The organism is Virgibacillus sp. GM2-2 (assembly GCF_055329585.1).
This window is the reverse complement of sequence record NZ_JBUZWC010000015.1, coordinates 26,648-49,931: the sequence shown is the minus strand read 5'-3', so window position 1 is coordinate 49,931 and position 23,284 is coordinate 26,648. Positions and strand designations below refer to the sequence as shown.

Genomic DNA, 23,284 nt, shown 5'->3' with positions numbered 1-23,284 from the left:
ATTATATAACAATGGAGGTTAAGGATATGACTATAAAAAAACGATTAGCCGGTGGAGCAATGGCCGCTGCATTAGGCATTTCTTTAGTAGGTGTTGGTACTTGGGCGGCATTTAATGATGTGGAACAAGTTAATGGAAGCGTTGCTGCAGGTACATTAGAATTATCTTTAAATGAATTAAATAATCAGCCGTATACTTTTGAAATATCTAATTTAAAGCCTGGTGATACGATGACTCGTAATATTCAGCTTGTAAATGATGGGACTCTTGCAATTAAAGATGTTTTACTTTCAATTGAAACTGTCAATTTTAAAGATTATTTAAACCCTAGTGAAGGAATGGCAGGTGCTGATGACGAAGATACTTGGGGGAAAAACACTGTTGTAGAGTATCTTAATCAATTTAACGTATCAGTGGTAAAAGTGGGAGCTGAAGGTGACAGTAGTGGTGAGTTTCCTAAAGAGATTGTAAGTAACGTTGGACTAGGTGATTTTTATCTTGCCTCTGGTAACATTGAAGGAGATCGCGAGGGTGCAGCCGCAGCTCGTGATAGAATCTTTGAAAACCTTAATTCAGATTATATTGATGCATCGAATCGCTTAAATGTGGCATCTGAAGATAATGGTATATATACTGGGTTACCAGTTAATCCGAATGATGTAGACATTTTACAAATTAAAATTGAATTTATAGACGATCCAAATCGTGGTGATAATGGGGCGTATTTACAAAATGTTTTCCAAGGTGACTCTGCGGACGTAGAATTCATGTTTGAAGCTCGCCAATGGGATGGTCAGGATGTTTCGGATGAAGAAGGCAAAGTAGAATCCAACGAACAGGCTAATAACGGTAATAATAGTAATTAAACATAAAGGAGACGTTATTGTAGATAGCGTCTCCTTTTTTTCATAATTACTGAAAACATTATAATTTCTCATAAGAATCAAGCTTGCTAAATCCATGTGCAACGAGATAAATAAAAATAGAAATTATAAAAGAGAAGAAGTAATTCCAATTTTCTATATAGTAATAGGGAGTTATTTGTAGTATAGGAAGCATAACAAATGAGATAACACCTGCGAATATGATTGCCTTGACTACTGGATTGACGTTGGGTTTTATTTGTAGAGTAAACATAACTGTAACTGGTATAAACAAGGCATCCCAAGGGATGAGGTTAGGCGTTCCCGGAATTAAATCATAACTATAGTCATACCAGTTATAAAAATTTCCAAGTGTGTCAAAAAAAGCGGATAAAATGCATGCGGAAAAACCGGCGAGTAATAATTTTGCAGTGCTGTTTTTCTTTCTAAATCTAATAAAAATAAAGATTAATATAGCACTAATGATAATAAGTAAAAACCATTGCCAACTTAAAAATACATATTCATTCCATATTTGCTGTTTTTCAGAAAACACTTCAATTAACCTCGAATGGTTCTCGTTAGTTTTCTCGATATAGTTCAATATATACATTCCTTTATTATTAATGTGTATATTATTGTGTCCTAATAAATAGTAAATATTTATTTTGCTAATGAGGGATTATTCTCAATTCTATTTAGTTGCGATTTTAAAAAATTTCATGTATAAAGAATATACAACTTCATATTTCGAATTCCTTCGGGGTCGGGTGAAATTCCCAATCGGCGGTGATGAAGTGCGAACTTCTTAGTCCGTGACCCGTGCGATTTTCATAATCAAGCGGTGGATCTGGTGTAACTCCGGAGCCGACAGTTAAAGTCTGGATGGGAGAAGGGATTTCTAGGTAAAGTATGTTCTGTTCAAACAGGTGTATTATTACATGCACGCTGTTGTGATGACGAATTCTTATTTCGCTGGTAATTGAACAATAGGTGCAATACCAGTATAAGCGCAGCTAAGACTATTGCCAATAAAATTTGTCGATAGACTAAGTTTATTCTGCACGTCTATTTTCATAGAATTGAAATGCTTATTTATCATACCTATAAATTCTGCCATTATGCCCTTGAAGCTTATTCAAGGGTTTTTTTAGTTGTATTTAGAAAGGATGATGGTGATGACGGAATGGGATTACATGAATATTGCACTAACCCTTGCTGAATCAGTTCAGGGGCAGACGAGTCCGAATCCACCAGTTGGGTCATTGATTGTACAAGATGGATCAATAGTAGGGATGGGGTCTCATTTAAAAGCAGGTGAAGCGCATGCTGAAATCCATGCTTTAAAAATGGCTGGAGATAAGGCAAAAGGTGCAACGTTGTACGTTACGTTAGAGCCCTGTAGTCATGTTGGTAAAACTCCACCATGTGTAGATGCTGTCATTGAGAGTGGAATTAAGCGTGTAGTTATAGCAACGATGGATAGAAATCCAAAGGTTGCAGGAAAAGGTGTTGAAAAACTGCGCCAAGCAAATGTATCGGTCGAGGTTGGTGTTGGAAAGGAGCAAGCAGAATCTCTTTATGCATCTTTTTTCCATTTCACATCCACAAAAACCCCTTTTGTCACGTTAAAATCGGCGACTAGCTTGGATGGTAAAACTGCAACAGTTACAGGGGAGAGCAAATGGATTACTGGTGAGTCAGCAAGAAAAGATGTTCACCAATATCGAAATAACCATGATGCTATTTTGGTTGGCGTTGACACGATAATTGCTGATAATCCACAGCTTACTACAAGGTTGCCAAATGGCGGTAGAAATCCTACTCGAATTATTTTGGATACACATCTACGAACACCTCGTGAATCAAATGTAATCACAGATGGCGAAGCAGAAACATGGATTTTCACAGGGGAAAATGTTTCGCAACAAACGGTAGAAGTCTTTCGTAATTATCCAAATGTGAAAATTGTGCAGCTTAATCAAGAAAAAATAAAAGTTGGCGATGTACTCAACTATTTAGGAGAACAGGATATTATGACTTTATTTGTAGAGGGTGGCGCAGGAGTAAACGGAAGCTTTCTGCAGGAAAATGCAGTCAATCAAGTGATTTCTTATGTTGCACCACTATTAATCGGTGGAAAAGATGCACCAACCTCTATAGCTGGAGTTGGTATGGAATCGTTAAATAACGCTTTACGATTACATGTTAAGTCTGTTGAGAAAATCGGTGAAGATATAAAAATTGTTTCGGTTCCAAGAAAGGAAGGATAGTGTGTTTACAGGTATTGTAGAAGAGCTCGGACAGGTTAAAGAAGTAAAACAAGAATCTGCGAATTCCATCATGCTGTCAATTTGTGCGGAATCCATCATGGGTGATATGAAAATAGGTGATAGTATCGCAGTAAACGGTATTTGTTTAACCGTTACCGCATTTAATCGCGATACATTTCAAGTGGATGTAATGCCAGAAACGATAAAGGCAACATCGCTAAGTACGTTAAAGTCAGGTTCAGCGGTTAACTTAGAAAGGGCAATGCATGCGAATGGAAGGTTTGGTGGGCATTTTGTATCCGGGCATATTGACGGGATTGGCAAGATTACCCGAAAGAAGAAGGAAGCGAATGCAATCTATTACGATATAAGGATCCCAGCTGAATTCATTCCTTATGTACTTCCTAAAGGATCGATTGCAATCGATGGGGTTAGTTTAACGATTTTTTATGTGAAAGATCAAACAATTACTATTTCTTTAATCCCCCATACAGTCGAACAAACTGTGCTAGGTGAAAAAGGACTTGGAGCGGTGGTCAACATTGAGTGTGACATGCTAGCAAAATATATTGCGCAAATGGTTGAACTTTCAAGTGGAAATACCATTAGTAAAAAATTACTTACTGAAAATGGATATATGTAGGGGGATGTCAAACTATGTTTCATTCAATTGAAGAAGCATTAACTGATTTAAAACATGGAAAGCCAGTCATTGTGGTAGATGATGAAGATAGAGAAAATGAGGGTGATTTTGTAGCGTTATCGGAAATGGCTACAGCGGAAACAATTAATTTTATGATTACCCATGGAAAAGGGCTTGTATGTACTTCCATTACCGAAGAAGTAGCAAAACGTTTAAATTTGCCGTTTATGACTAGCCAAAGCTCTGACCCGTTTGGAACTGCATTCACCGTTAGTGTAGATCACCACGAAACAACTACTGGAATTAGTGCAGAAGAGCGAGCTAAGACCATTCAAGCATTGGCAGATCCAACAACTGCTGCTTGGCAGTTTAAGCGTCCAGGACATGTTTTTCCATTAGTTGCAAAGGATGGCGGTGTGTTAACGAGGCAAGGTCATACCGAAGCATCGATGGATTTAGCAAAGCTTTGTGGTGCAAACCCATCTGGGGTAATATGCGAAATCATCAAAGAGGACGGAACCATGGCGAGGGTACCCGATTTGAAGGAGATGTCATCACAGTTTGATTTAAAACTTATTTCCATCGAGGATTTGGTTGCTTATCGAAAGAGGCATGAAAAACTTATTAAACGAGAAGTGGAAACGAAACTCCCAACTGATTTTGGTGATTTTACGGTAGTTGGGTATTCCAATGATTTAGATGATAAGGAACATATTGCGCTTGTTAAAGGTGACATTCAGTCAGAAGATTCGGTAATGGTGCGCGTTCATTCTGAATGCTTAACTGGCGATGTATTTGCATCGAAGCGGTGTGACTGTGGGCCACAATTGCATCAAGCGTTAGCTGAAATTGAGAAAGCTGGAAGTGGTGTACTGGTTTATATGCGACAGGAAGGGCGAGGAATTGGTCTGTTAAACAAACTGAAAGCATATAAACTACAGGAAGAGGGCTATGACACAGTTGAAGCAAATGAGCAGCTTGGTTTCCAGGCCGATCAGCGGGATTACTTATTGAGCGCACAAATTTTACAAGACCTTGGTATTGAACGTGTAAATGTTTTAACGAACAATCCTGAAAAGTTAACTGCACTAGAGGGTTATGGGATTGATGTTGTGAATCGCATCCCACTGGCAACAAAATACCACGAGACAAATATGCCGTATATGAAAACAAAATATAGTAAGATGGGGCATTTATTAGAGTTACACAACTTATAACAGGAGCTGATAGATATGGGACACACATTTGAAGGTAAATTAGTAGCAACAGATTTAACAATTGGAATTGTAGTAGGTAGATTTAATGATTTTATTACAAGTAAGCTTCTAGAAGGGGCAGTCGACACGCTAAAAAGACACGGAATTAATGAAGATAACGTTGATATTGCATGGGTGCCGGGCGCATTTGAAATTCCATTAGTCGCTAATAAGATGGCAATGAACAAAAAATATGATGCAGTTATAACACTCGGAACGGTGATCCGTGGTTCTACTCCACATTTTGATTATGTTTGTGGAGAAGCAGCGAAGGGTGTTTCACAAGCTGCTAATCAATCAGGGAAACCAGTCATTTTTGGCGTTTTGACAACGGAAACGATTGAACAGGCAATTGAACGCTCTGGTACCAAAGCCGGGAATAAAGGTTCAGAAGCTGCAGTTGCTGCAATTGAAATGGCAAATCTAGTGAAAAGTCTATAGTATTTTTGATAGAAAAATTCATCGAACTGCGATAAACTTGTCTTAAAGAGATGTTCCATTAGTTGGAGGGAAAGTTCAATGAAATTGGTGTTGTATCAAATTATAGGCTTAGGAGCTATTTGGATAGGTATGGCCTTCTTTTTTAATGAAATGCAACCAATGGCTAAAATTATTTTTTATGGATTCACGTCATGGTTACTATTTCTTATCGTAATATATATCAAACAACGGATACAAGGCGTTAAGGATGAAGATATATCTAAGACACGTGAGTAAATCGCTCACGTGTTTTTCTTTTCACGTCTAAGAGGTTCCCTTATACTGTGTGTAGAGTGTGTTAGGAAATGAGGAATGATGGAAATGCTTACGGTCGAAAATGTTGTAAAATCATACGGTGAAAAAATATTATTCAATGATGTTTCTTGTACAATAAAAGAAAATGATCGCATCGGTTTAATTGGTGTGAACGGAACAGGAAAATCTACCTTTTTGAAAGTAATTGCAGGTATAGAACAAGCTGAGAAAGGTTCTATCAAGCATGCAAAAGATTATCACATCGAATATTTGTCCCAAGATCCTATACTTGATCCAAGGTTGTCGGTGATTGAACAAATATACTTTGGCGAGTCAATCATCATGAAAACAATGCGTGATTATGAGCGTGCACTGCTTGATCTTTCATCTAATCCAACGAGTGAATCAGCTCAAAAGCATGTACTTACAATGCAACAAAAAATGGAAGAACATGATGCCTGGGAAGCAAACACTACTGCAAAGACAGTTTTGACAAAGTTAGGTATTACAGAATTTAGTAAGAATATCTCTGACTTGTCAGGTGGTCAAAAGAAACGGATTGCGATTGCAAAGGCTTTAATTCAACCTGCTGATTTACTGATTTTGGATGAGCCAACAAACCATTTGGATCACGCTACGATTGAATGGCTGGAAAAGTTTTTGGCATCCTATCGCGGTGCATTGCTCTTGGTTACGCATGACCGCTATTTCCTAAATCGTGTCACAAACCATATTTATGAATTAAATAAAGGAAATTTATATAAATATGAAGGGAACTATGAATTGTTCCTTGAGAAAAAGGCAGAACGCGAGGCATTAGAAGAAAGCAATCAACAAAAACATGAAAATATATTAAGTAGAGAAATTGCTTGGTTAAAGCGAGGAGCGAAAGCAAGATCGACGAAGCAGAAAGCGCGAATTGATCGAGTGGAAGAAATGAAGGAAACGCGATTTGATACGAAGAAAAACGACGCATCATTTCAAGCTGGATCGAAGCGGTTAGGTAAAAAAGTAATGGAACTCACAGATATAGAAAAAAACTTTGGAGATAATAAATTGATTGCTAAGTTTAATTACTTAGTTAAGCCAGGTGACAGGTTAGGTATTGTAGGTCCAAATGGATCTGGGAAAACAACCTTACTAAATATAATGGCTAATCGCTTGAAGCCCGACAATGGGTTCATTGATGTTGGTGAAACCGTTAATATCGGATATTACACACAAGAAAACGAGGAACTAGATGGTGAATTACGTTTAATTGATTATATAAAGGAAGTATCGGAAGTTATTCATACAACGAATGATGAAGTGATTACGGCTGAACAGATGCTAGAACGATTCCTATTCCCACGATCCGAGCAATGGAATTATATTCGTAAGTTATCTGGTGGGGAGAAGCGGCGTCTGTATTTATTGAAAATATTGATGAACGAACCAAATGTACTATTTTTAGACGAACCAACCAATGATTTGGATACAGAAACGCTAAGTATTTTAGAAGATTATTTGGAGAATTTTCCTGGTGTCGTCATTACGGTTTCCCATGATCGATATTTCTTAGATCGAGTAGTTGATCAGCTACTTGTATTAGATGAATCGCCCCAAGTGGAACAGTTTTATGGAAATTATAGTGAGTATCTGGAAAAAATGAGTGTGGAAAAAGAAAGTGTTCAACCGAAAGAAAAAGCCTCAACTCCGGTTAAGAAAACAAAAAAGAAGCTATCCTACAATGAACAAAAAGAATGGAACGAGATTGAAGATCAGATTACTGAATTGGAAGCAAAAATCGAAAGCTTAAAAGCTTCCATTGCGGATGCAGGCAGTGATCTTGGTAAAGTGCAAGAATTATATAAGGAACAAGAAGAGGTTGAAGAAAACCTTGAACAAAAAATGGATCGATGGACAGAACTTTCGTTGCTGGTTGAGGAGATGGAAAGTAGGTAAAAATCGGATTTCCATACGGTTAAGACACAAAGTCCAAACACTGAAAAAGGATTGATCCAAACATTGGTTCAATCCTTTTATTTTGTATCTAAATGACAAAAAAACAACTGCAAGCCCCTGCATTCAATGTATGGGGTGAGGTTGTTTCTTTTTTATATAAAAAAGAACAAATGTTCTTGAAAAGTATTGTGTTTTCCTAAGGTAATGGCTATAATTGACTTATGAAAAGTCTGATATGGTTGAAAAGTAAGATTGTTTCTTTACATAAACATCATTCGTTTGAATAAACGGAGTAGATGTGGAACTTAAATCGATTTCTTTTGAAGGAGTGTAGTCCGATGGCAGCATCAAAAGAAAGAACTCCCTCTTTCGTCGCAACGATTCGATTGAAAACCGATTCTAAAAAAGAAAAACAGCTTTTGATGCTGTCTGATTGTGGAAGACAGCTGTACAATGCTTGTCTTGGGGAATGTTTGAAAAGACTTCAAATGATTCAACGGACAAATTTATACAACGAAACGGTTCGTTTATCCAAAACATTGGAAACAGATATACAAAAGCGTCGAGCAAACTTTAAACACCTGAATGAAATATACGGTTTCACAAATTTTTCCATGCAAGCGTTTGGTATTAAAACAAAAAATGATTCGAAATTTATTGCGGAGCATTTAGGGACGCATGTATGCCAAAAAATAGCTACTCGTGCGTTTAAAGCGACACAAAAATATGCCTTTAAACAGGCCAAGAAAGTTTGGTTTAAACGTAAGGGGGAGTTTGTGTCATTAGAGGGAAAAAATAATAACACCTTTCTTACGTATTCAAACGGATATGTTTTCATTGGGAAAAAACTTGCTTTAAAGTGCCTAATTGATCCAAAGGATAAATGGATGCAACATGCCCTAGAACAACGAATCAAATTCTGTCGTTTGATCAAAAAAGAGGTAAAGGGTAAGAATTGTTTTTATGTCCAGTTAATTCTAGAGGGATATCCGTATCGGAAATATGAAATGGGAAAAGAAAAGGTTGGACTAGACATTGGTCCCTCTACAATAGCAATAGTGGGAGAAACAAAAGCTGCCTTACAGGAGTTCTGTAAGGAAGTTGTACTACTAGATAAAGAGAAAAGAAGACTTAATCGGAAGATGGACAGACAACGGAGAGCGAATAACCCCCAAAATTATCTTAGCAACGGGGTTGTCAAAAAAGGGAAAAAGAAATGGATGAACTCCAATCGATACATAAAGACCCGTTCGGAGTACCGGGAATTGGAACGGAAAATAAAAGCAACTAGAAGGCAGTTACATGGACGAGACACGAACCAAATATTACAACAGGCTGCTTTCATTCAAACAGAAAAATTGTCGTACAAGGCATTTCAAAAGTTATACGGAAAAAGTATTGGCAGAAAGGCGCCAAGCGCTTTTCTAACCATGTTGAAACAAAAGATACAAGTGCAGGGTGGTGAATTTCGAGAGTTTCCAACCTACTCGACGAAACTGTCTCAAACCTGTCACTGTGGAGTGATAAAGAAAAAGCCGCTTCGACAACGATGGCATGGATGTGAGTGTGGCGTTATCGCGCAACGTGATTTATACAGTGCCTTTTTGGCTAGATATGTAACGAAAACCAATCGTGTAAACATAAAAAACGCAAGTAAGGATTGGATGACCTTTTCCATTATTTTGGAACATTGTGTAACAAGTTTAAAAGAAAAAAAGCAATCAGGAAAGAAATATATTGCCTCGTTTGGTATCTAACCTTTTGAGATGGGAGGTCAAATCTCTCGGTGCAGACGTACCCCGAAACAGTCAATAAGTTGTGAGCGGCAAGGGAATCCGAACCCATGTAGATAATCCTGGTTTGATTATGTGCATCAGAACAATTTCGACTGTGAAAGCCTTTTAAACCAACGCGAAGTTCATTCTTAGCTTCGTTCCGTAGAAGGAAAGAGCTTAGGTTATTTAAAGGTGGAACTCCCTATATTTATGGATGGGGAGAACGTCAGACACAAGGTGTTTACTTTCAATAGCAGCTTTTTCATTGTCGTTAACTTCAATTTCAGGTTGGTTAATTAATTTATTCAGGGATTCTGAAGAGTAGCTCACAACGCCGAGGCCAGTTACTTCGCCCTGGATATCATAAATTTTTACAACGGTTCCTTTATCAAAGCGACCGCTAACCGTGTGGATATCGATTGGAGCTATACTACTTGCCAGTCAAGTCACCACTCCCTCTAATCTTATTCTTGATGTTGTTTTATAAATTTATATTGTTTTTTATATAGGGAACATGGTTTTGTTTGCCGTAGAAATCCGAAAAACTTTTGGTAGTGAAAATCCTTACCTGATAAAATCGGGTAAGGATTTGGTTAATCTCTTATTATTTCTTGTTGTTTGGCAAGAATTTTTTTAGCAGGTAAGAAAGTTTAAATCCTTTCTAACCTGCATAAGTTCAACTAAGGCTCTCGCCATAAAGTCTTGGCGGTAAGCCAGGTTTGCTAATAAATTCATCTCTTATTCCACTATCTGACGTAACATACTGACAAATTTATTTTGTTATTCCTTCAATACTAATTGTTTCTACAATTCCTGTGCCATTGTTACGTATATTTGCTTCAAATTGCACTTGATCACCTGCCTGCAAGAAGAGTGCTAGAGGAGCCTTACCCGCAGTTACAGTGTAAATAGTCGTATCATCTTTTAGTAAAAATTGAACAACTTGTGCGTTTTTTTGCGTGATAACGAGTACACGATTTACCTCACCGGAACGGGTTTCTAGTGGTGCCTCTCCAGATGAGGATACATTACTTGGATCCTGCAGCAATTGTAGGCGATATGCTTCTAACGTTTCGCGTGCAGTGTCACCGAATACGACAAAGTCAGAATCGGATGCTTTAATATACGCATACTTTTTAAAGAGTCCGTTCGGATCAAGTACGTTTACTACCCAAGTTGGATTGCCGTCAATGTTATAGAGTACAGGCATAGATCCTTCCCAATTTTTCTCAGGGAATTCCTTATTTACGATTTCTTTCGCTCCAGTACTATCCATTATCCCGCTATTTTTCTTACCATTGTAATACGTAAGCTCCCCAGTCTGCGCATTAATAAGTGTATAACCTAATGCTGAATCGATGTTCTCTTTTGGAGATGTCATATCTGTGAAGTAGTACATATCACCATCATCACTGAAAATAGGCGTAACACTGCTTTCTGTTCCTGATTCATTTGGAATTTTAACATCTTTTTTACCGAATATAGAGTTTAGCCAACCGTGTACATACTTACCAAAGTATTCGTTCACATCAGTTGCCATTTCTGAGCTTACAGAACCATCAATAAATTCGGGAGCTTCGTTTGTTGCATATAAGCTTACGTTACCTGAAACAGGGTCAACAACAGCTACCTTTAAATTTTGTAAATCAGGTTTATTGGTTAGTCCAATTGGTTGATATAATGTTTGTACATACCATGGTTTTCCTTCTTCATCAACTTCAATTTGAGCCTCACCGCTTTGAATGTAAGAAGGGTATGCACCATAAATTACGCGTTCAATATTTTTATTAAAGTAACTCGAATTTGTGTATGTCATTTTACTTTCTACAAATTCTGGTTGTGCATTAATGTTTGTCGCAGAAATAGTGAAATAGCCTTCCGTTTCCTTGCCTCGGAACCACTTCCAAAAACCAGTAAATTCTACTGGTCCGACAAACTTAACGTCTTCTCCAATTTTTTGTACTTGAAGTTTTCCTAAATCATAAAATTGTGTGTTTGGAATAACACTCATTGATTTCTGTGTTTTGTTTCGTGCGAATTCAGGCGAGACAGTAATCGGCGTATTCTCTTTGCTTAATGGTTTTGCTTCTTCCACTTCATTTTGACTAATAGATTCATAGGAATTATCTAACGTAAAGATTCCCAGAACAAAAATCGTTGGTACAATCACGACTGCTAAAATAATCAATAGCCCAAGTGTTGCCTCGAAAGGGCCACTATCCTTACTTTTTTCTTTTTTACCTGGCGTCCGTGTCATACCGTATAAAAAGAATATCCCGATTCCTGCAATAATAAGATTTGAAATGAACATATTTGGAATCGTTATAGGTAACAAAATAAAATAGTTTATTATACTTGCTAAGATAAATAGTCCAATGAAATTAAATGCCGCGTATTTCATTGTTAGATTTCTGCTTTTTTTGTTACTAAAAATAAGTATTACCGATAAAGCTACATACAAAATAGTAGATAATAATGCTGTTAGTAATATTCCTGTCATGCTTGTCACTCCTACTAATGAATTTTCCACTCCTATTTACGTATCGTAATCCTAAATAGTTTCAATTAAATTTCAAAGGCAGTTTCATTTCATTATCTTGATGCTTCCATTAAACTGAAAATAGCAATAAGTGAATGGGGTAATGGTATTGAAAAAAATATTTAGTGATATATATCAATTTAGAGGAAGTCATTACGATTTTGGATTTAAGCAAGGGCTTGAATTAAAAGACTCGCTGACAATTAGAAATAGGAAAAAACAATGGAAAACCCGCAAAGCGCGCTTTTTAATAGATGAAAAATCAGTGAAAGAGGCGTTTGAGCCCTTCGCACCAGCGATTTGGGAGGAACTCGTTGGATTAAGAGATGCATTAGAATGGCCGATGGAAGAAGTGTTAAAAGAATTTGGGGGATATCGATTAGAGTACGTTCGCTCCGGTTGTTCCATTTTTACTGGTAAAGATTATATGATCCGAAACTATGACTATCATCCGAGAACATATGAAGGACGTTATATGATTTATCAGCCTTCAGATGGAGGGTACGCTGTAATAGGGCCATCTCAACGTATTACAGGACGTATGGATGGAATGAATGAAAAAGGGCTTGCAATGGGCTACAATTTTATTCACCGAAAAAATCCGGGCGATGGGTTTATTTGTAACATGATTGGACGCTTAGTTCTAGAACGGTGCAGGGATGTTCAAGAGGCTGTTTCGTTCTTAAAGGAAATACCGCATCGTCATTCGTTTAGTTATACTGTACTAGACAAAAATGAAGAGACATTTGTAATAGAAGCGACACCTAGAGGGATTGAGGCTTACCAATCAAACGTTTGTACAAATCACTTTGAAGTCATTAAACACGAGAATAGACATCATCTAGATGATTCCTATAAGCGAATGAATGCCATTAATGAACAAAAAAATAGCATTTCAGACGCCTATCAAGCATTTCGGATGATGAATGATACAGATAAGGGTGTGTTTTCAACTGACTACAAAAATTGGTCTGGCACCATTCATACATCAGGATATTTTCCTAAAGAACGTAAGGCGTGGTTTTCATTAGGTGGAGACCGAGACCCATATATTATTGATTTTTCGAAATGGTTAGCAGGTGAAAAAATAGCAGCTAAGCGTATTTTAGGTGAAGTAGATACGGAATTGTCCTTTGCTCACATGGATTAAAGGCTACTAATAATGATAAAGAAGCTTAGAATCACCGTTAGTTTTTTTCTTCATAAAGTTCTTCTACCTTCTACAAAAGAATATACTTTAGAAAAATCTTTAGAATTGTACAAGTTATTTTGCACGATAGGAGTACAGATCTTAAGGATATCAAGTAGAAGGGTGGCAATTTTTTGTTAGGAATAGAACTAACGCAGGATTCTGTTATTGCATTATTAAAAATTATAGCTATTGACATCATTCTTTCCGGTGACAATGCTATTGTTATAGCAATGGCGACCAGGGGATTACCGGAACGACAGCAAAATAGAGCAATTGTAATAGGAACCGGTGGTGCAGTTGTGCTTAGAATAGTGTTTGCTATTCTTATCGTTTACCTCTTACAAATTCCGCTAGTGCATTTAATTGGTGGATTGTTATTATTATGGATTGCCTATCATGTACTGGTAGATGATGAGTCAGGCACGGATATTAAATCATCTTCTTCTTTAATGAAGGCGGTTTGGACTATTATAATGGCTGATGCCGTGATGAGTCTTGATAATGTTGTAGCTGTAGCGGGTGCTGCACATGGGCACATCGGGATGATTGCAATTGGGGTAGCAATTAGTATTCCGATTATGATTTTTGGTTCAAAATTAATCGTTCGTATAATGGACAAGTATACATGGATTGCCTATGTTGGTGCTGGAATACTCGCATGGACTGCTGGAGAAATGATAACGAGAGATAAATTTGTCATGGAATGGTTAAATCTTCACCATGGACCAGTTATGTATGGAATCATTGCAGTGCTAACATCTGGAGTATTAATTGTAGGATATTTGAAAAACAAACGAGTGGCATAGAGAAGCTAAAATATGGCTTCTTTTTTTCTTTTCATTATTTTTATTCATGGATGTTTAACAACTGGGGTATAATGGGAAAATGACAGGAGATATTATTTATATATGTAAATAGTACGATAAGGACTAATAGGAGGTTAACAAATGAAGCTAATACAAGTACGAAAGGGTCAGTTTGTTTACTACAACAATGAACTGCATAAAGTCTATTCCGTAAAGCCAATGTTTAAAAAATCGGTGCATCTTTATCGTCTGAAAGATATGCAGCAAGTACTTTCAAAGGCAAGTGACATCCAATTGTATAAACCAAAGCACTTGGACTCGTTCATTTTTTACGGAAAAAGATATACAATTGATCAAGGTAAACGCCCTGAACCAGGTGACTATATTTTAATTGTAAAACCAGCTCCGGATTTTCTTGATCATTATTCATTAAACGAAATTGAAAAAGTAGACAATGTTGAAGATGGAAACGTTGTAACAACCAGAGATAACGGCGTAAAGCATAATGAATATGTGCTACTAGTGCCAGGCAAATTGGATAATAGTCAGGATATAGCTTATTTAGATAAGGAATTAGTGTCAGCAGATCAGCAAGCAAGTGATGAGACAGAAAATTTGGCAGCCTCTGAAAACCAAATGAAGCCACTAGTTGGTGATATTTATATTGATAATCAAAGTAGAACAAAGGCAATGATTATTGCAATGACAGAAGAAGAAGTTACATTCGGTCACGGGGTAAAAGTTCATGTAAGTGATCTGAATGATGAAGAAAAATTTACACTAGTTTATCGTAGTGAAGAGGATCTATAGATAGCAGAAAAACTCCAGGGAAAATCCCTGGAGTTTTTACATGTCCATAGCTTTATAACCAATTATATTAATAGGGTCTTTTGGTGATGAATACGGCGGAGAATAGGCAAGTTCTAATTCTGCTAAGTCTGTAACAAGTAGTCCACCTTTTATGGCGGTAGCAATAACTGCTAATCGCTTATCCACACCATCTTCACCGATTACTTGTGCACCGAGTATTTTTTTGCTTGTAGCGTGAAATAAAACTTTTATACATACCTTTTCTGCCCCTGGATAATAGCCAGCGTGAGATAATGATTCATGTGTTACTTCTTGGTACGGCATTTCCAGTTGTTCTAGCGCGGCAATGTTATGGCCTGTGGTTGCCACACTTAAGTCAAAAACTTTAAAAATAGAGGACCCAAGCGTCCCTTTGTATGGTATCTTGTTTCCTTGTAAATAATTTGCAATGATAAACGCTTGGCGATGTGCAGGCCACGCTAATGCTACATGCCGAGGAGACTGTGTTAAATAATCCGATGTTTCAATTGCATCACCCAATGCAAATATATCTGGATCATCTGTCTGCATATAGTTATTCACACTAAGTGCTCCAGTCTCTCCAACTTGAAGATCAGCATCTTGCGCAAGCTTTGTATTTGGTGTAATTCCAACTGCCATGATGGTCATATCTGCTTGAACTGTTTTTTTGCTTGCCAAATGAACTGTTTTTCCATTGTTCGAAAAAGCTTCAATTCCATCATTTAAAATTAGCTGAACCCCTTTTGCTTTCAGATGATCTTGAATCATCTCTGCCATATCCGGATCCACCAGCTTCATAACTTGTTCAGAACGATCAATAACCGTACAGTTTATTCCGATACTTTGTAGGTTCTCTACCATCTCAAGGCCGATAAACCCTGCGCCAATTATTGCACAGGTTGATGGATTGTTTTGTTTTATATGAGAATGAATAGCATCCATATCAGGAATTGTATGTAGGGTAAAGGTTGTGTTCTTATTTAAACCTTCTAAGTCTGGAACGGAAGCTTTGGCCCCAGGTGAAAGAATTAACGTATCGTAGGATTCCTGTTTATCACTGTTGTTTACATGATAGGAAATCTTTTTATTGGAGCGGTCAATATGTGTTACCTCAGAATTTAGACGGAGGGTAACATTATATTTTTTAGCGAAGTCGTCTGAATCTCGTAGCAAATGCTCACGTTCTTTGACAATACCGCCAATATAATAAGGCATACCGCAGTTAGAAAAAGCGATGTATTCACCCTTATCGAATAGAATGATTTCGGATTCTTGATCCATTCGCCTTATTTGTGCGGCTACCGTTGCCCCACCACCAACACCGCCGACAATGACAATTTTATTTCCCATAATAATTCACTCCTTCATCCTATATAGTTTACCCTTTTTTTCTGTTACTTAAGCATTAGAAAGGACTAGTTGCCAGTTGGCCGATTTAAGGATAAACTGCGAACTAGTGAAAATTGATGTTTATGTAACAGCAACGTTGATTTCCACCGCGGGCAAGGCTAGTGAAGTAACATGTTCGAGCGTACTGGAATGATTGCATGCAGGATGTCGGCTTGCGGACACACGATCCCTTATTTGGGAAAAATAAGGGTAAATGCGGTTGTTATCGGACTCAGGATTTCTTATTTGGGTAAAAACAGTTGAAAATCATGTTTTTTAGCTGAATAAGGCATCGTGTGTCCGTTAACCCTCAAAATAAAGGTGAATAGGGTGAATAAGGCATCCTCAGTCCGATACCAAGCAGTGTCCTTGAAGTAAATGTTTAGTTTACAGTTGTGAACTAATAAAAATATTAACTACTACGTCGATTTCCGCTACGGGCAGTCGCGCACCTTAGGGCGGCTAGTGAGCCTCTTTGCCCTGACAATGGGTATGCCGACGTTGTCAACTGCCAAAATAGAAGATAATTATATTTTCCATCAGGCATCTAATAAGGAAATAAGAGTTATGAAGCACAATCCCAGCGAAGGAAAAACACGGAGACTCCTGCGGAAATAGCGAAGACGCTGAGACCCCACAGGGAGCGTTCTTTGCGAGCGTGGAGACTCAGCACGAGCCCGCGGAAAGCGTAGTGATTTTTCCGTAGCGATGGCGCAAACATTGAACATTATGTTAGTTACGTCACAGTTTACTACCTTTGTTTAACTCCAAAAAAAAGCATTCACCCTTTGTATGAGTGAATGACTTCTGCTATTTAAAGAATGCCAAGTGACCCTAAGAAAACAATGATGATGGTAATAGGAACAACCCAACGCATAAGTTGAAACCATAATTGATACCATCCATCTGATAAATGATTAGCATAAGAAAATTCCTGTTTCATTAATTCGCGATTCATTTTAAAGCCGATAAAGAGGGCGATTAATAAACAGCCGCCAGGTAGCAATATATTACTCACTAAATAATCACTTGCGTCAAATACTGTTAGACCGAAAATTGTAAAATCCGCCAGTTTGCTCGACGATAGGGCGGCGGGGATCCCCGCGATAAATATAATCGTTCCGGCAATGGCTGCAACTTTCTTTCTGGATCGGTTGTTATTTGCAGTAAATGCGGATGTAACAATCTCCAACATACTGAAGGATGAAGTAAGTACAGCAAATAAAAATAGTAACAAGAATAGGCTTAAGAATACTTCACCGAATGGCATTTGGGCAAAAGCCTCTGGTAGTACCATGAATAAGAGTCCTGGCCCCTCGGTAGGAGCTAATCCGAATGAAAAAACTACTGGGAAAATAGCTAATCCAGCAAGTAAAGAAACGATAATATTCATGATTGAAACAGAACCTGCTGATAATGGTAGACTAACATCTTTCCCAAGGTAAGAGCTGTACGTAACCATTACAGAAACCCCAACCGCAAGTGAGAAAAAGGATTGCCCAAGGGCGTATAAAACACTTTCCCCAGTAATTTTAGAAAAATCTGGTTGTAGAAAGAAACTAAGTCCTTCCATTGCACCTTCAAAGGTTAATGATCTAACGACTAATATAATAAAGAAAACGAATAATAATGGCATTAATAGCTTACTTGCGCGTTCAATCCCGTTTTTAATTCCAAATGAAACTACGATAATGTTGATAAGCATAAAAAGGGCGAGTCCAATAATAGTTATCGTTGGATTACCAGTAATCGATCCGAATAGTTGTTCATAGTTTGCATTGTCTTTTATAATCATTCCAGGAATAGACATTGTTGCATAGATGAGAACCCATCCACCAACAACACTGTAATAAGACATTAACAGGAAAGAGCCGAAAACTCCCCACCGGCCAATAATTGACCATCCACTTTTAGGAGCTAGTTTTTTGTATGCACTAATTGCTTCTTTCTGTGCACCGCGTCCAATAACGAACTCGGCTATTAATAATGGTAGTCCGATAATAATCGTGAAGCCAATGAAAAGTAAAAAAAAGGCGCCGCCACCATTCATACCTGTCATATATGGAAATTTCCATATTGCCCCTAGTCCGATTGCTGCACCAGCTGATGCTAAAATGAATCCTAATTTTGATGACCACTGATCTTGTTTTTTACTCATACTTGACCTCCTTCTCTAGTTGTATAGCAATAACAGAAAGATGTTGTGCTATTGTATAATTGTTTATAAAAATACCACGTTCTTATTGGTAGTACAAGCAAAAATAAGAACATGGTACAATAAGCTTATATTTTTGTACGAATATCCCATAATTCTGGGAAGAAATAATGATCTAATACTTTTTTTAAATAGCCAACTCCTGAAGAGCCTCCAGTTCCAACTTTGTGCCCGATAATTCGTTCCACGGTTTTCATATGGCGGAATCGCCACTGTTGGAACCAATCTTCTACATCTACCAGCTTCTCGGCAAGTTCATATAATTCCCAATGCTTATCTACATTTTTATATACTTCAAGCCATGCTTTTTCGACTGAATCATCCTTTACATAGGTCTCAGAAAGATCGCGGTTAAGCACTTCTTTATTAATGAAAAAGCCTTTCCGAGCAAGAGCTTGAATGGCAACGTCGTATAGACCTGGAGCATGGTATGCTTCTTCTAATTGCTTGTATACTTCTGGGTCTTTTTTATAAATTTTTAAAATAAATGGTGTCTTGTAACCCAGGACAAATTCGACTAATCGGTATTGATAAGATTGAAATCCTGAAGCGTTTCCAAGCTTGTCGCGAAACTCCATATATTCTGCAGGTGTTAAGGTGGATAGAACATCCCAAGCTTGAATGATTTGTGTTTGAATCTTTGATACACGGGCAAGCATTTTAGCAGAGGATTTTAGATCATCTTGCTTAATCGCTTCAATTGCAGCTTGCGTTTCATGAATAATTAGTTTCAACCACAATTCACTAACCTGATGAATAACAATAAATAGCATCTCATCATGATGATTTGACAACCTTTTTTGACTGGAAAGTAACGTATCTAGTTGTAAGTAGTCGCCATATGTCATTTTTTCAATGAAATCGGTATGAATTCCTTTTTCTTTTTTAAATGCATCGTTTTCGTGTGATTCTGTCACAGGGAGAACCTCCTAAATGAATAAATACTGGCCAGATCATAGAAATACGAGCCAATGTATTACAAATGCTAGCCGATTTTCTAAATTACTGGCCAATTATAAAAAATACTAGCCGAACAGTCCAAAATACAAGCCAACAGCCCTCACTTGTTAATCAATCTTTCGAATCACCGCACGTACTGGGCTGCCATCAGAACCTTGAATGGCAAGTGGTAGTGCGATTAAGTCATAAAGACCTTCTTCGATATTGTCGAGCATTAAATTTTCCAGTATATGAATCCCATTCTGATGAAGCGCATGATGAGTAGCCAGCTCTTTACTGTCTAGTGCATCAACAGACGGCATATTTACACCAAGAAACTTAACGCCTTTTTCTGCCAAAAGTGTAGCAATTCTTGGGTCAAGTGTAGGAATCTTTTCTGGAAAACTAGTTGGATCACCAGGTAAAGAAGTCTTCAATATTACTCGTTCTACTCCTTCAAAAGAAAAAGGAGCAAGCGTTTCTACTGTAACCTCTTGTACATTACTTACGTCAATGATCATTGCTTCGCCTACATACAAATTAACATCTAGTTGATCAATTGTTTTTCCCTCACCATCAAAATGAAAGGGAGCATCAACGTGTGTTCCTGTGTGGACACTAGTTGTTATTTGGCCAATATTAACGGATCCAGAGTCTTTTTTTTCGACTGTTAGTTCATAGGAAAATGGAACATCCCCTGGCCAATGTGCCATATTGTTTGTTAATGGCTGTGAAATATCAATCCATTCAGCTGACATTATGCGATAACACCTCGCTTATTTTCATATTCCTTATAGCGTTGTTCTTGCATGATTGTTTTTAAAATCTGAACTGTTTGCCAAACTTCCTCAAATGTATTGTAAAGTGCTACTGGAGCAAGTCTTATTCCGTTAGGCGTTCGGAAATCGGGAATAACGCTATCAGCTTTCAATGCCTTACAAATTCGTGCTGCCTCGGGATGTTCGAGAAAAATGTGCCCTCCGCGGACTGTGTCCTCTTTTGGATTGGCAATGGTAAAGCCATCATCTGCTAATTCAAATTCGATTAGCTCCATTAAATATTTTGTTAGATGTAGCGATTTTTTACGGATACGATCAATTCCTGCATCGTTAAAAATTTCTAGTGAACCTAACAATGGTGCAGTACTAAGCACGTGGGGAGTTCCAATTTGATATGCACCAGCATCTTCTGCAGGTGTCAATGTGTGTGACATGTCGAACTGTTTTTCTTTTGATGAACTAAACCAGCCCGCAAGTCCTGGCTCATTTCCAAGATGCTTTTTATTTACATATAAACCGGCCACACTTCCAGGGCCACCATTTAAATGCTTATAATTACACCAAAAAGCAAAATCTACGCCCCATTCGGATAAGTGGTGGGGGATAGAACCAATAGAATGACATAAGTCAAAGCCAATCACAATACCGCGTTTGTGTGCTTCCTTGGTTAATGTTTTCATATCTAAGATTTGACCGCTTCGATATAAAACTCCTGGAAGCATAATTAATGCAACTTCATCGGTCATTGCTTTCATGATATCTTCGGTTTGTAATGTATTTCCGTCATTGCTTTGAACCTGAATAAGGTGTCTTTCTGGATCATAGCCTTTTAGTTTTAATTGGCTTTTCAAAGCATAAATATCCGAAGGGAAATTTAGTGCATCTGCTAGAATTTTTGTTTTCTTTCCTTCTGGTTTATAAAAAGTAGAAACAAGCTGATGAAGATTTGTTGTTGTAGATCCGGTAACGATAACTTCTTCGTTACTAGCTCCAACGAGTGGTGCGCTCATTTTTCCTAGTTTTTCAGATAAATAGAACCATGGATGTACACCATCTAACCATCCATCAATAGCATGTTTTTTCCATGAATCTAGTAATGTTTCTACTGACTCCTCCGCTTTCTTTGAGAGTAATCCTAATGAATTGCCATCAAAGTAAATGGTTCCACTTGGAATGTAAAATTCATCACGAAATGCTTTTAGTTCATCTTGTTCATCTAAAAATTGTGCGTATGTTTTTTCCGTATTCATATCAATACACCTCGTTTTTCAAGAAGTTTTACTGTCTAGTTAAACTATATATTTTCCCAGATAAAGTGTCAAAAGCGCTTGAAATATATTTTTCTGTATAGAGGATTTTTCAAAATATGTATAGAATACTATGAATAATCAAAAATGGAGGAGGGTAGCTGGTCAGGGTTAACAAATACAATCAATAGGGGATGATAACGTTGGAAAATACAATTTGGTCTTTGGTGCCACCATTATTAGCAATTATTATGGTGCTACTGACGAAGCGGGTATTGTTGTCACTTGGGGTTGGGATAGTCACTGCAGCACTTTTTATCGAGAGCTTTAATGTGTTGGCGTCGCTATCAAGTATTTGGGAAGCGTTTAAAGGTATCTTCGTTGCTGAAGGGGCATTGAATCAATGGAATGTATTCATACTTTTGTTTGTCTTAATACTTGGTATTTTGACAGCATTTATTAGTATGATGGGAGGCACACGAGCGTTTGGTGATTGGATGCTAACAAAGGTGAAATCACGTGCTGGTGCACAGGTTATGACGGCTGTATTAGGTATCCTAGTTTTTGTAGATGATTATTTTAACAGTTTAACTGTCGGACAAGTGGCGAGACCAGTTACAGATAAACATCGTGTATCTCGAGCAAAACTATCATACATTGTGGATTCTACTTCTGCACCTGTTTGTGTTGTAGCGCCAGTATCTAGTTGGGGTGCCTATATTATTGGTATAATTGGAACCGTTTTTGCTACGAATAGTATAACGGAATACAGTGCATTCAGTGCATTTATTCAAATCATTCCAATGAACTTTTATGTTTGGGCGGCACTAGGAGTTGTGTTTGTCATAGCAATTAGGCAGTCAGATTTTGGACCAATGAAGAAGCATGAAGATCTTGCGTTTGAAACTGGCCAAGTTATGAGTTCGGAAAGTAAAGAAAAGATTGACACATCTTCTAATCTACCAGTTAGTAAAATCGGACGAATAAGTGATCTAATAGCACCTATTGTCGTTCTATTTTTTGCAACCCTTGGATTTATCTATTGGACAGGATTACAGGCAGTTGAAGGAGAGGCAACATTGGTTAATATTTTTGGAAGTGCCGATGTACCAAAATCGCTATTATATGGTGGAATTACTGGATTAATTGTAACCTTCATTTTGTTCGCACGCCATATGAAAAATGGAAACTTCACCGCCAAGCATATTGGGCTTGGATTACTAGAAGGATCAAAATCAATGGTTCCAGGCTTCTCTATTCTCATATTTGCATGGGCAATTGTTACATTGATTGGTGAATTAGGTACAGGTACGTATCTTGCAGGAGTAGTAGAATCGTCTAATTTAAGTATAATGCTGTTACCTCTTATTGTGTTTATAATGGCAGGGTTTATCGCTTTTGCAACAGGAACGTCTTGGGGGTCATTTGGAATATTACTTCCGATAGCAGGTGAAATTGCGGTTGCAGCAGATGTTGCATTATTACTACCGATGCTAGCGGCAGTATTAGCTGGTGCAGTATTTGGCGATCATTGTTCACCGATTTCAGATACGACAATCCTTTCTTCGACTGGATCCAATTGCGATCATATGGATCATGTAACAACCCAAATTCCATACGCCATGCTAGCAGCAGGAATAGCAGGTCTTGGCTATTTAGTTCTCGGTTTGAGTGGAAGTGTATGGGTTGGTCTTGCTGTTGTAATAGTTGGTTTGGTTATTCTGTTTTTTACCCTAAAAAAACCTGAAAAAATTATTGATGCGGAAGAAAGTATTGCCAAATAAGCTTTCCAGTGACTGATTAAAAATCTGTAAAAATAAACAATTGCAAATTTTAAATCACTGTTTTATACTGGTGA

Annotated in this window: 20 protein-coding genes and 1 riboswitch; of the genes, 12 read left to right on the top strand and 8 right to left on the bottom strand. The window is 37.6% G+C overall.

Features of this window, described 5'->3' with window-relative positions; genetic code table 11:
• Nucleotides 1-26 precede the first annotated feature (26 nt).
• A complete protein-coding gene (locus tag ACY9Z2_RS15280) occupies nt 27-866 on the top strand; it encodes a TasA family protein (protein ID WP_463610519.1) in 840 nt (279 codons plus the stop codon).
• Between the two features lie 58 nt (nt 867-924).
• On the opposite strand, the gene ACY9Z2_RS15275 is transcribed toward ACY9Z2_RS15280, so the two are convergent.
• Nucleotides 925-1,419, bottom strand: coding sequence for a CBO0543 family protein (locus tag ACY9Z2_RS15275; protein ID WP_463610518.1), 495 nt, complete (start codon nt 1,417-1,419; stop codon nt 925-927).
• Nucleotides 1,420-1,615: 196 nt separating this feature from the next.
• Nucleotides 1,616-1,764, top strand: a riboswitch (FMN riboswitch).
• Between the two features lie 277 nt (nt 1,765-2,041).
• Here ACY9Z2_RS15275 and ribD point away from each other — a divergent pair.
• The 7 genes from ribD to ACY9Z2_RS15240 all read left to right on the top strand — a co-directional run bounded on the left by ribD (nt 2,042) and on the right by ACY9Z2_RS15240 (nt 9,471).
• Nucleotides 2,042-3,136 (top strand): bifunctional diaminohydroxyphosphoribosylaminopyrimidine deaminase/5-amino-6-(5-phosphoribosylamino)uracil reductase RibD, encoded by a 1,095-nt coding sequence (ribD, locus tag ACY9Z2_RS15270; protein WP_463610517.1) that lies wholly within the window; start codon nt 2,042-2,044, stop codon nt 3,134-3,136.
• A gap of 1 nt (nt 3,137) precedes the next feature.
• On the top strand, nt 3,138-3,779 hold the full coding sequence (gene ribE / locus ACY9Z2_RS15265; protein ID WP_463610516.1) for a riboflavin synthase: 642 nt from the start codon (nt 3,138-3,140) through the stop codon (nt 3,777-3,779).
• Nucleotides 3,780-3,793: 14 nt separating this feature from the next.
• The gene (locus ACY9Z2_RS15260; RefSeq protein WP_463610515.1) at nt 3,794-4,996 is read left to right on the top strand and encodes a bifunctional 3,4-dihydroxy-2-butanone-4-phosphate synthase/GTP cyclohydrolase II; all 1,203 of its coding nucleotides are present in this window, start codon (nt 3,794-3,796) and stop codon (nt 4,994-4,996) included.
• Between the two features lie 15 nt (nt 4,997-5,011).
• The gene (gene ribH, locus ACY9Z2_RS15255) at nt 5,012-5,476 is read left to right on the top strand and encodes a 6,7-dimethyl-8-ribityllumazine synthase (RefSeq protein ID WP_463610514.1); all 465 of its coding nucleotides are present in this window, start codon (nt 5,012-5,014) and stop codon (nt 5,474-5,476) included.
• A 78-nt stretch (nt 5,477-5,554) separates the two neighbouring features.
• Nucleotides 5,555-5,752: a hypothetical protein gene (locus ACY9Z2_RS15250; protein ID WP_463610513.1), complete on the top strand. Its 198-nt coding sequence runs from the start codon at nt 5,555-5,557 to the stop codon at nt 5,750-5,752.
• A gap of 84 nt (nt 5,753-5,836) precedes the next feature.
• On the top strand, nt 5,837-7,714 hold the full coding sequence (locus ACY9Z2_RS15245) for an ABC-F family ATP-binding cassette domain-containing protein (RefSeq protein WP_463610571.1): 1,878 nt from the start codon (nt 5,837-5,839) through the stop codon (nt 7,712-7,714).
• Between the two features lie 338 nt (nt 7,715-8,052).
• Complete coding sequence (locus tag ACY9Z2_RS15240; RefSeq protein WP_463610512.1) at nt 8,053-9,471, top strand: zinc ribbon domain-containing protein; 1,419 nt, start codon at nt 8,053-8,055, stop codon at nt 9,469-9,471.
• 204 nt (nt 9,472-9,675) lie between these two features.
• Here ACY9Z2_RS15240 and ACY9Z2_RS15235 read toward each other — a convergent pair whose 3' ends face one another.
• Nucleotides 9,676-9,909 (bottom strand): PUA domain-containing protein, encoded by a 234-nt coding sequence (locus ACY9Z2_RS15235; RefSeq protein WP_463610570.1) that lies wholly within the window; start codon nt 9,907-9,909, stop codon nt 9,676-9,678.
• 352 nt (nt 9,910-10,261) lie between these two features.
• Nucleotides 10,262-11,989: a DNA-binding protein gene (locus ACY9Z2_RS15230; RefSeq protein ID WP_463610511.1), complete on the bottom strand. Its 1,728-nt coding sequence runs from the start codon at nt 11,987-11,989 to the stop codon at nt 10,262-10,264.
• Between the two features lie 148 nt (nt 11,990-12,137).
• On the opposite strand from ACY9Z2_RS15230, the gene ACY9Z2_RS15225 reads away from it, so the two are divergent.
• From ACY9Z2_RS15225 to ACY9Z2_RS15215, 3 genes are all read left to right on the top strand, one after another.
• Nucleotides 12,138-13,178: a C45 family autoproteolytic acyltransferase/hydrolase gene (locus ACY9Z2_RS15225; RefSeq protein WP_463610510.1), complete on the top strand. Its 1,041-nt coding sequence runs from the start codon at nt 12,138-12,140 to the stop codon at nt 13,176-13,178.
• Between the two features lie 182 nt (nt 13,179-13,360).
• Nucleotides 13,361-14,026 carry a TerC family protein gene (locus ACY9Z2_RS15220; protein ID WP_463610569.1) on the top strand — a complete coding sequence of 222 codons (666 nt, stop codon included), beginning with the start codon at nt 13,361-13,363 and terminating at the stop codon, nt 14,024-14,026.
• A gap of 141 nt (nt 14,027-14,167) precedes the next feature.
• A complete protein-coding gene (locus ACY9Z2_RS15215; protein WP_463610509.1) occupies nt 14,168-14,836 on the top strand; it encodes a hypothetical protein in 669 nt (222 codons plus the stop codon).
• Between the two features lie 36 nt (nt 14,837-14,872).
• Here ACY9Z2_RS15215 and ACY9Z2_RS15210 read toward each other — a convergent pair whose 3' ends face one another.
• The 5 genes from ACY9Z2_RS15210 to kynU all read right to left on the bottom strand — a co-directional run bounded on the left by ACY9Z2_RS15210 (nt 14,873) and on the right by kynU (nt 21,429).
• Nucleotides 14,873-16,207: a CoA-disulfide reductase gene (locus ACY9Z2_RS15210; protein ID WP_463610508.1), complete on the bottom strand. Its 1,335-nt coding sequence runs from the start codon at nt 16,205-16,207 to the stop codon at nt 14,873-14,875.
• An 853-nt stretch (nt 16,208-17,060) separates the two neighbouring features.
• Nucleotides 17,061-18,404 (bottom strand): sodium-dependent transporter, encoded by a 1,344-nt coding sequence (locus ACY9Z2_RS15205; RefSeq protein ID WP_463610507.1) that lies wholly within the window; start codon nt 18,402-18,404, stop codon nt 17,061-17,063.
• 125 nt (nt 18,405-18,529) lie between these two features.
• Nucleotides 18,530-19,378, bottom strand: coding sequence for a tryptophan 2,3-dioxygenase (kynA, locus tag ACY9Z2_RS15200; RefSeq protein ID WP_463610506.1), 849 nt, complete (start codon nt 19,376-19,378; stop codon nt 18,530-18,532).
• 150 nt (nt 19,379-19,528) lie between these two features.
• Complete coding sequence (gene kynB, locus ACY9Z2_RS15195; RefSeq protein WP_463610568.1) at nt 19,529-20,161, bottom strand: arylformamidase; 633 nt, start codon at nt 20,159-20,161, stop codon at nt 19,529-19,531.
• Entirely contained in the window at nt 20,158-21,429 is a 1,272-nt protein-coding gene (kynU, locus tag ACY9Z2_RS15190; protein WP_463610505.1) for a kynureninase, read from the bottom strand. The genes kynB and kynU overlap by 4 nt, the downstream gene beginning before the upstream one ends.
• 200 nt (nt 21,430-21,629) lie before the next feature.
• Between kynU and ACY9Z2_RS15185 the strand changes: the two genes are divergently transcribed.
• A complete protein-coding gene (locus ACY9Z2_RS15185) occupies nt 21,630-23,210 on the top strand; it encodes a Na+/H+ antiporter NhaC family protein (protein ID WP_463610504.1) in 1,581 nt (526 codons plus the stop codon).
• The last annotated feature ends 74 nt before the right edge of the window (nt 23,211-23,284 follow it).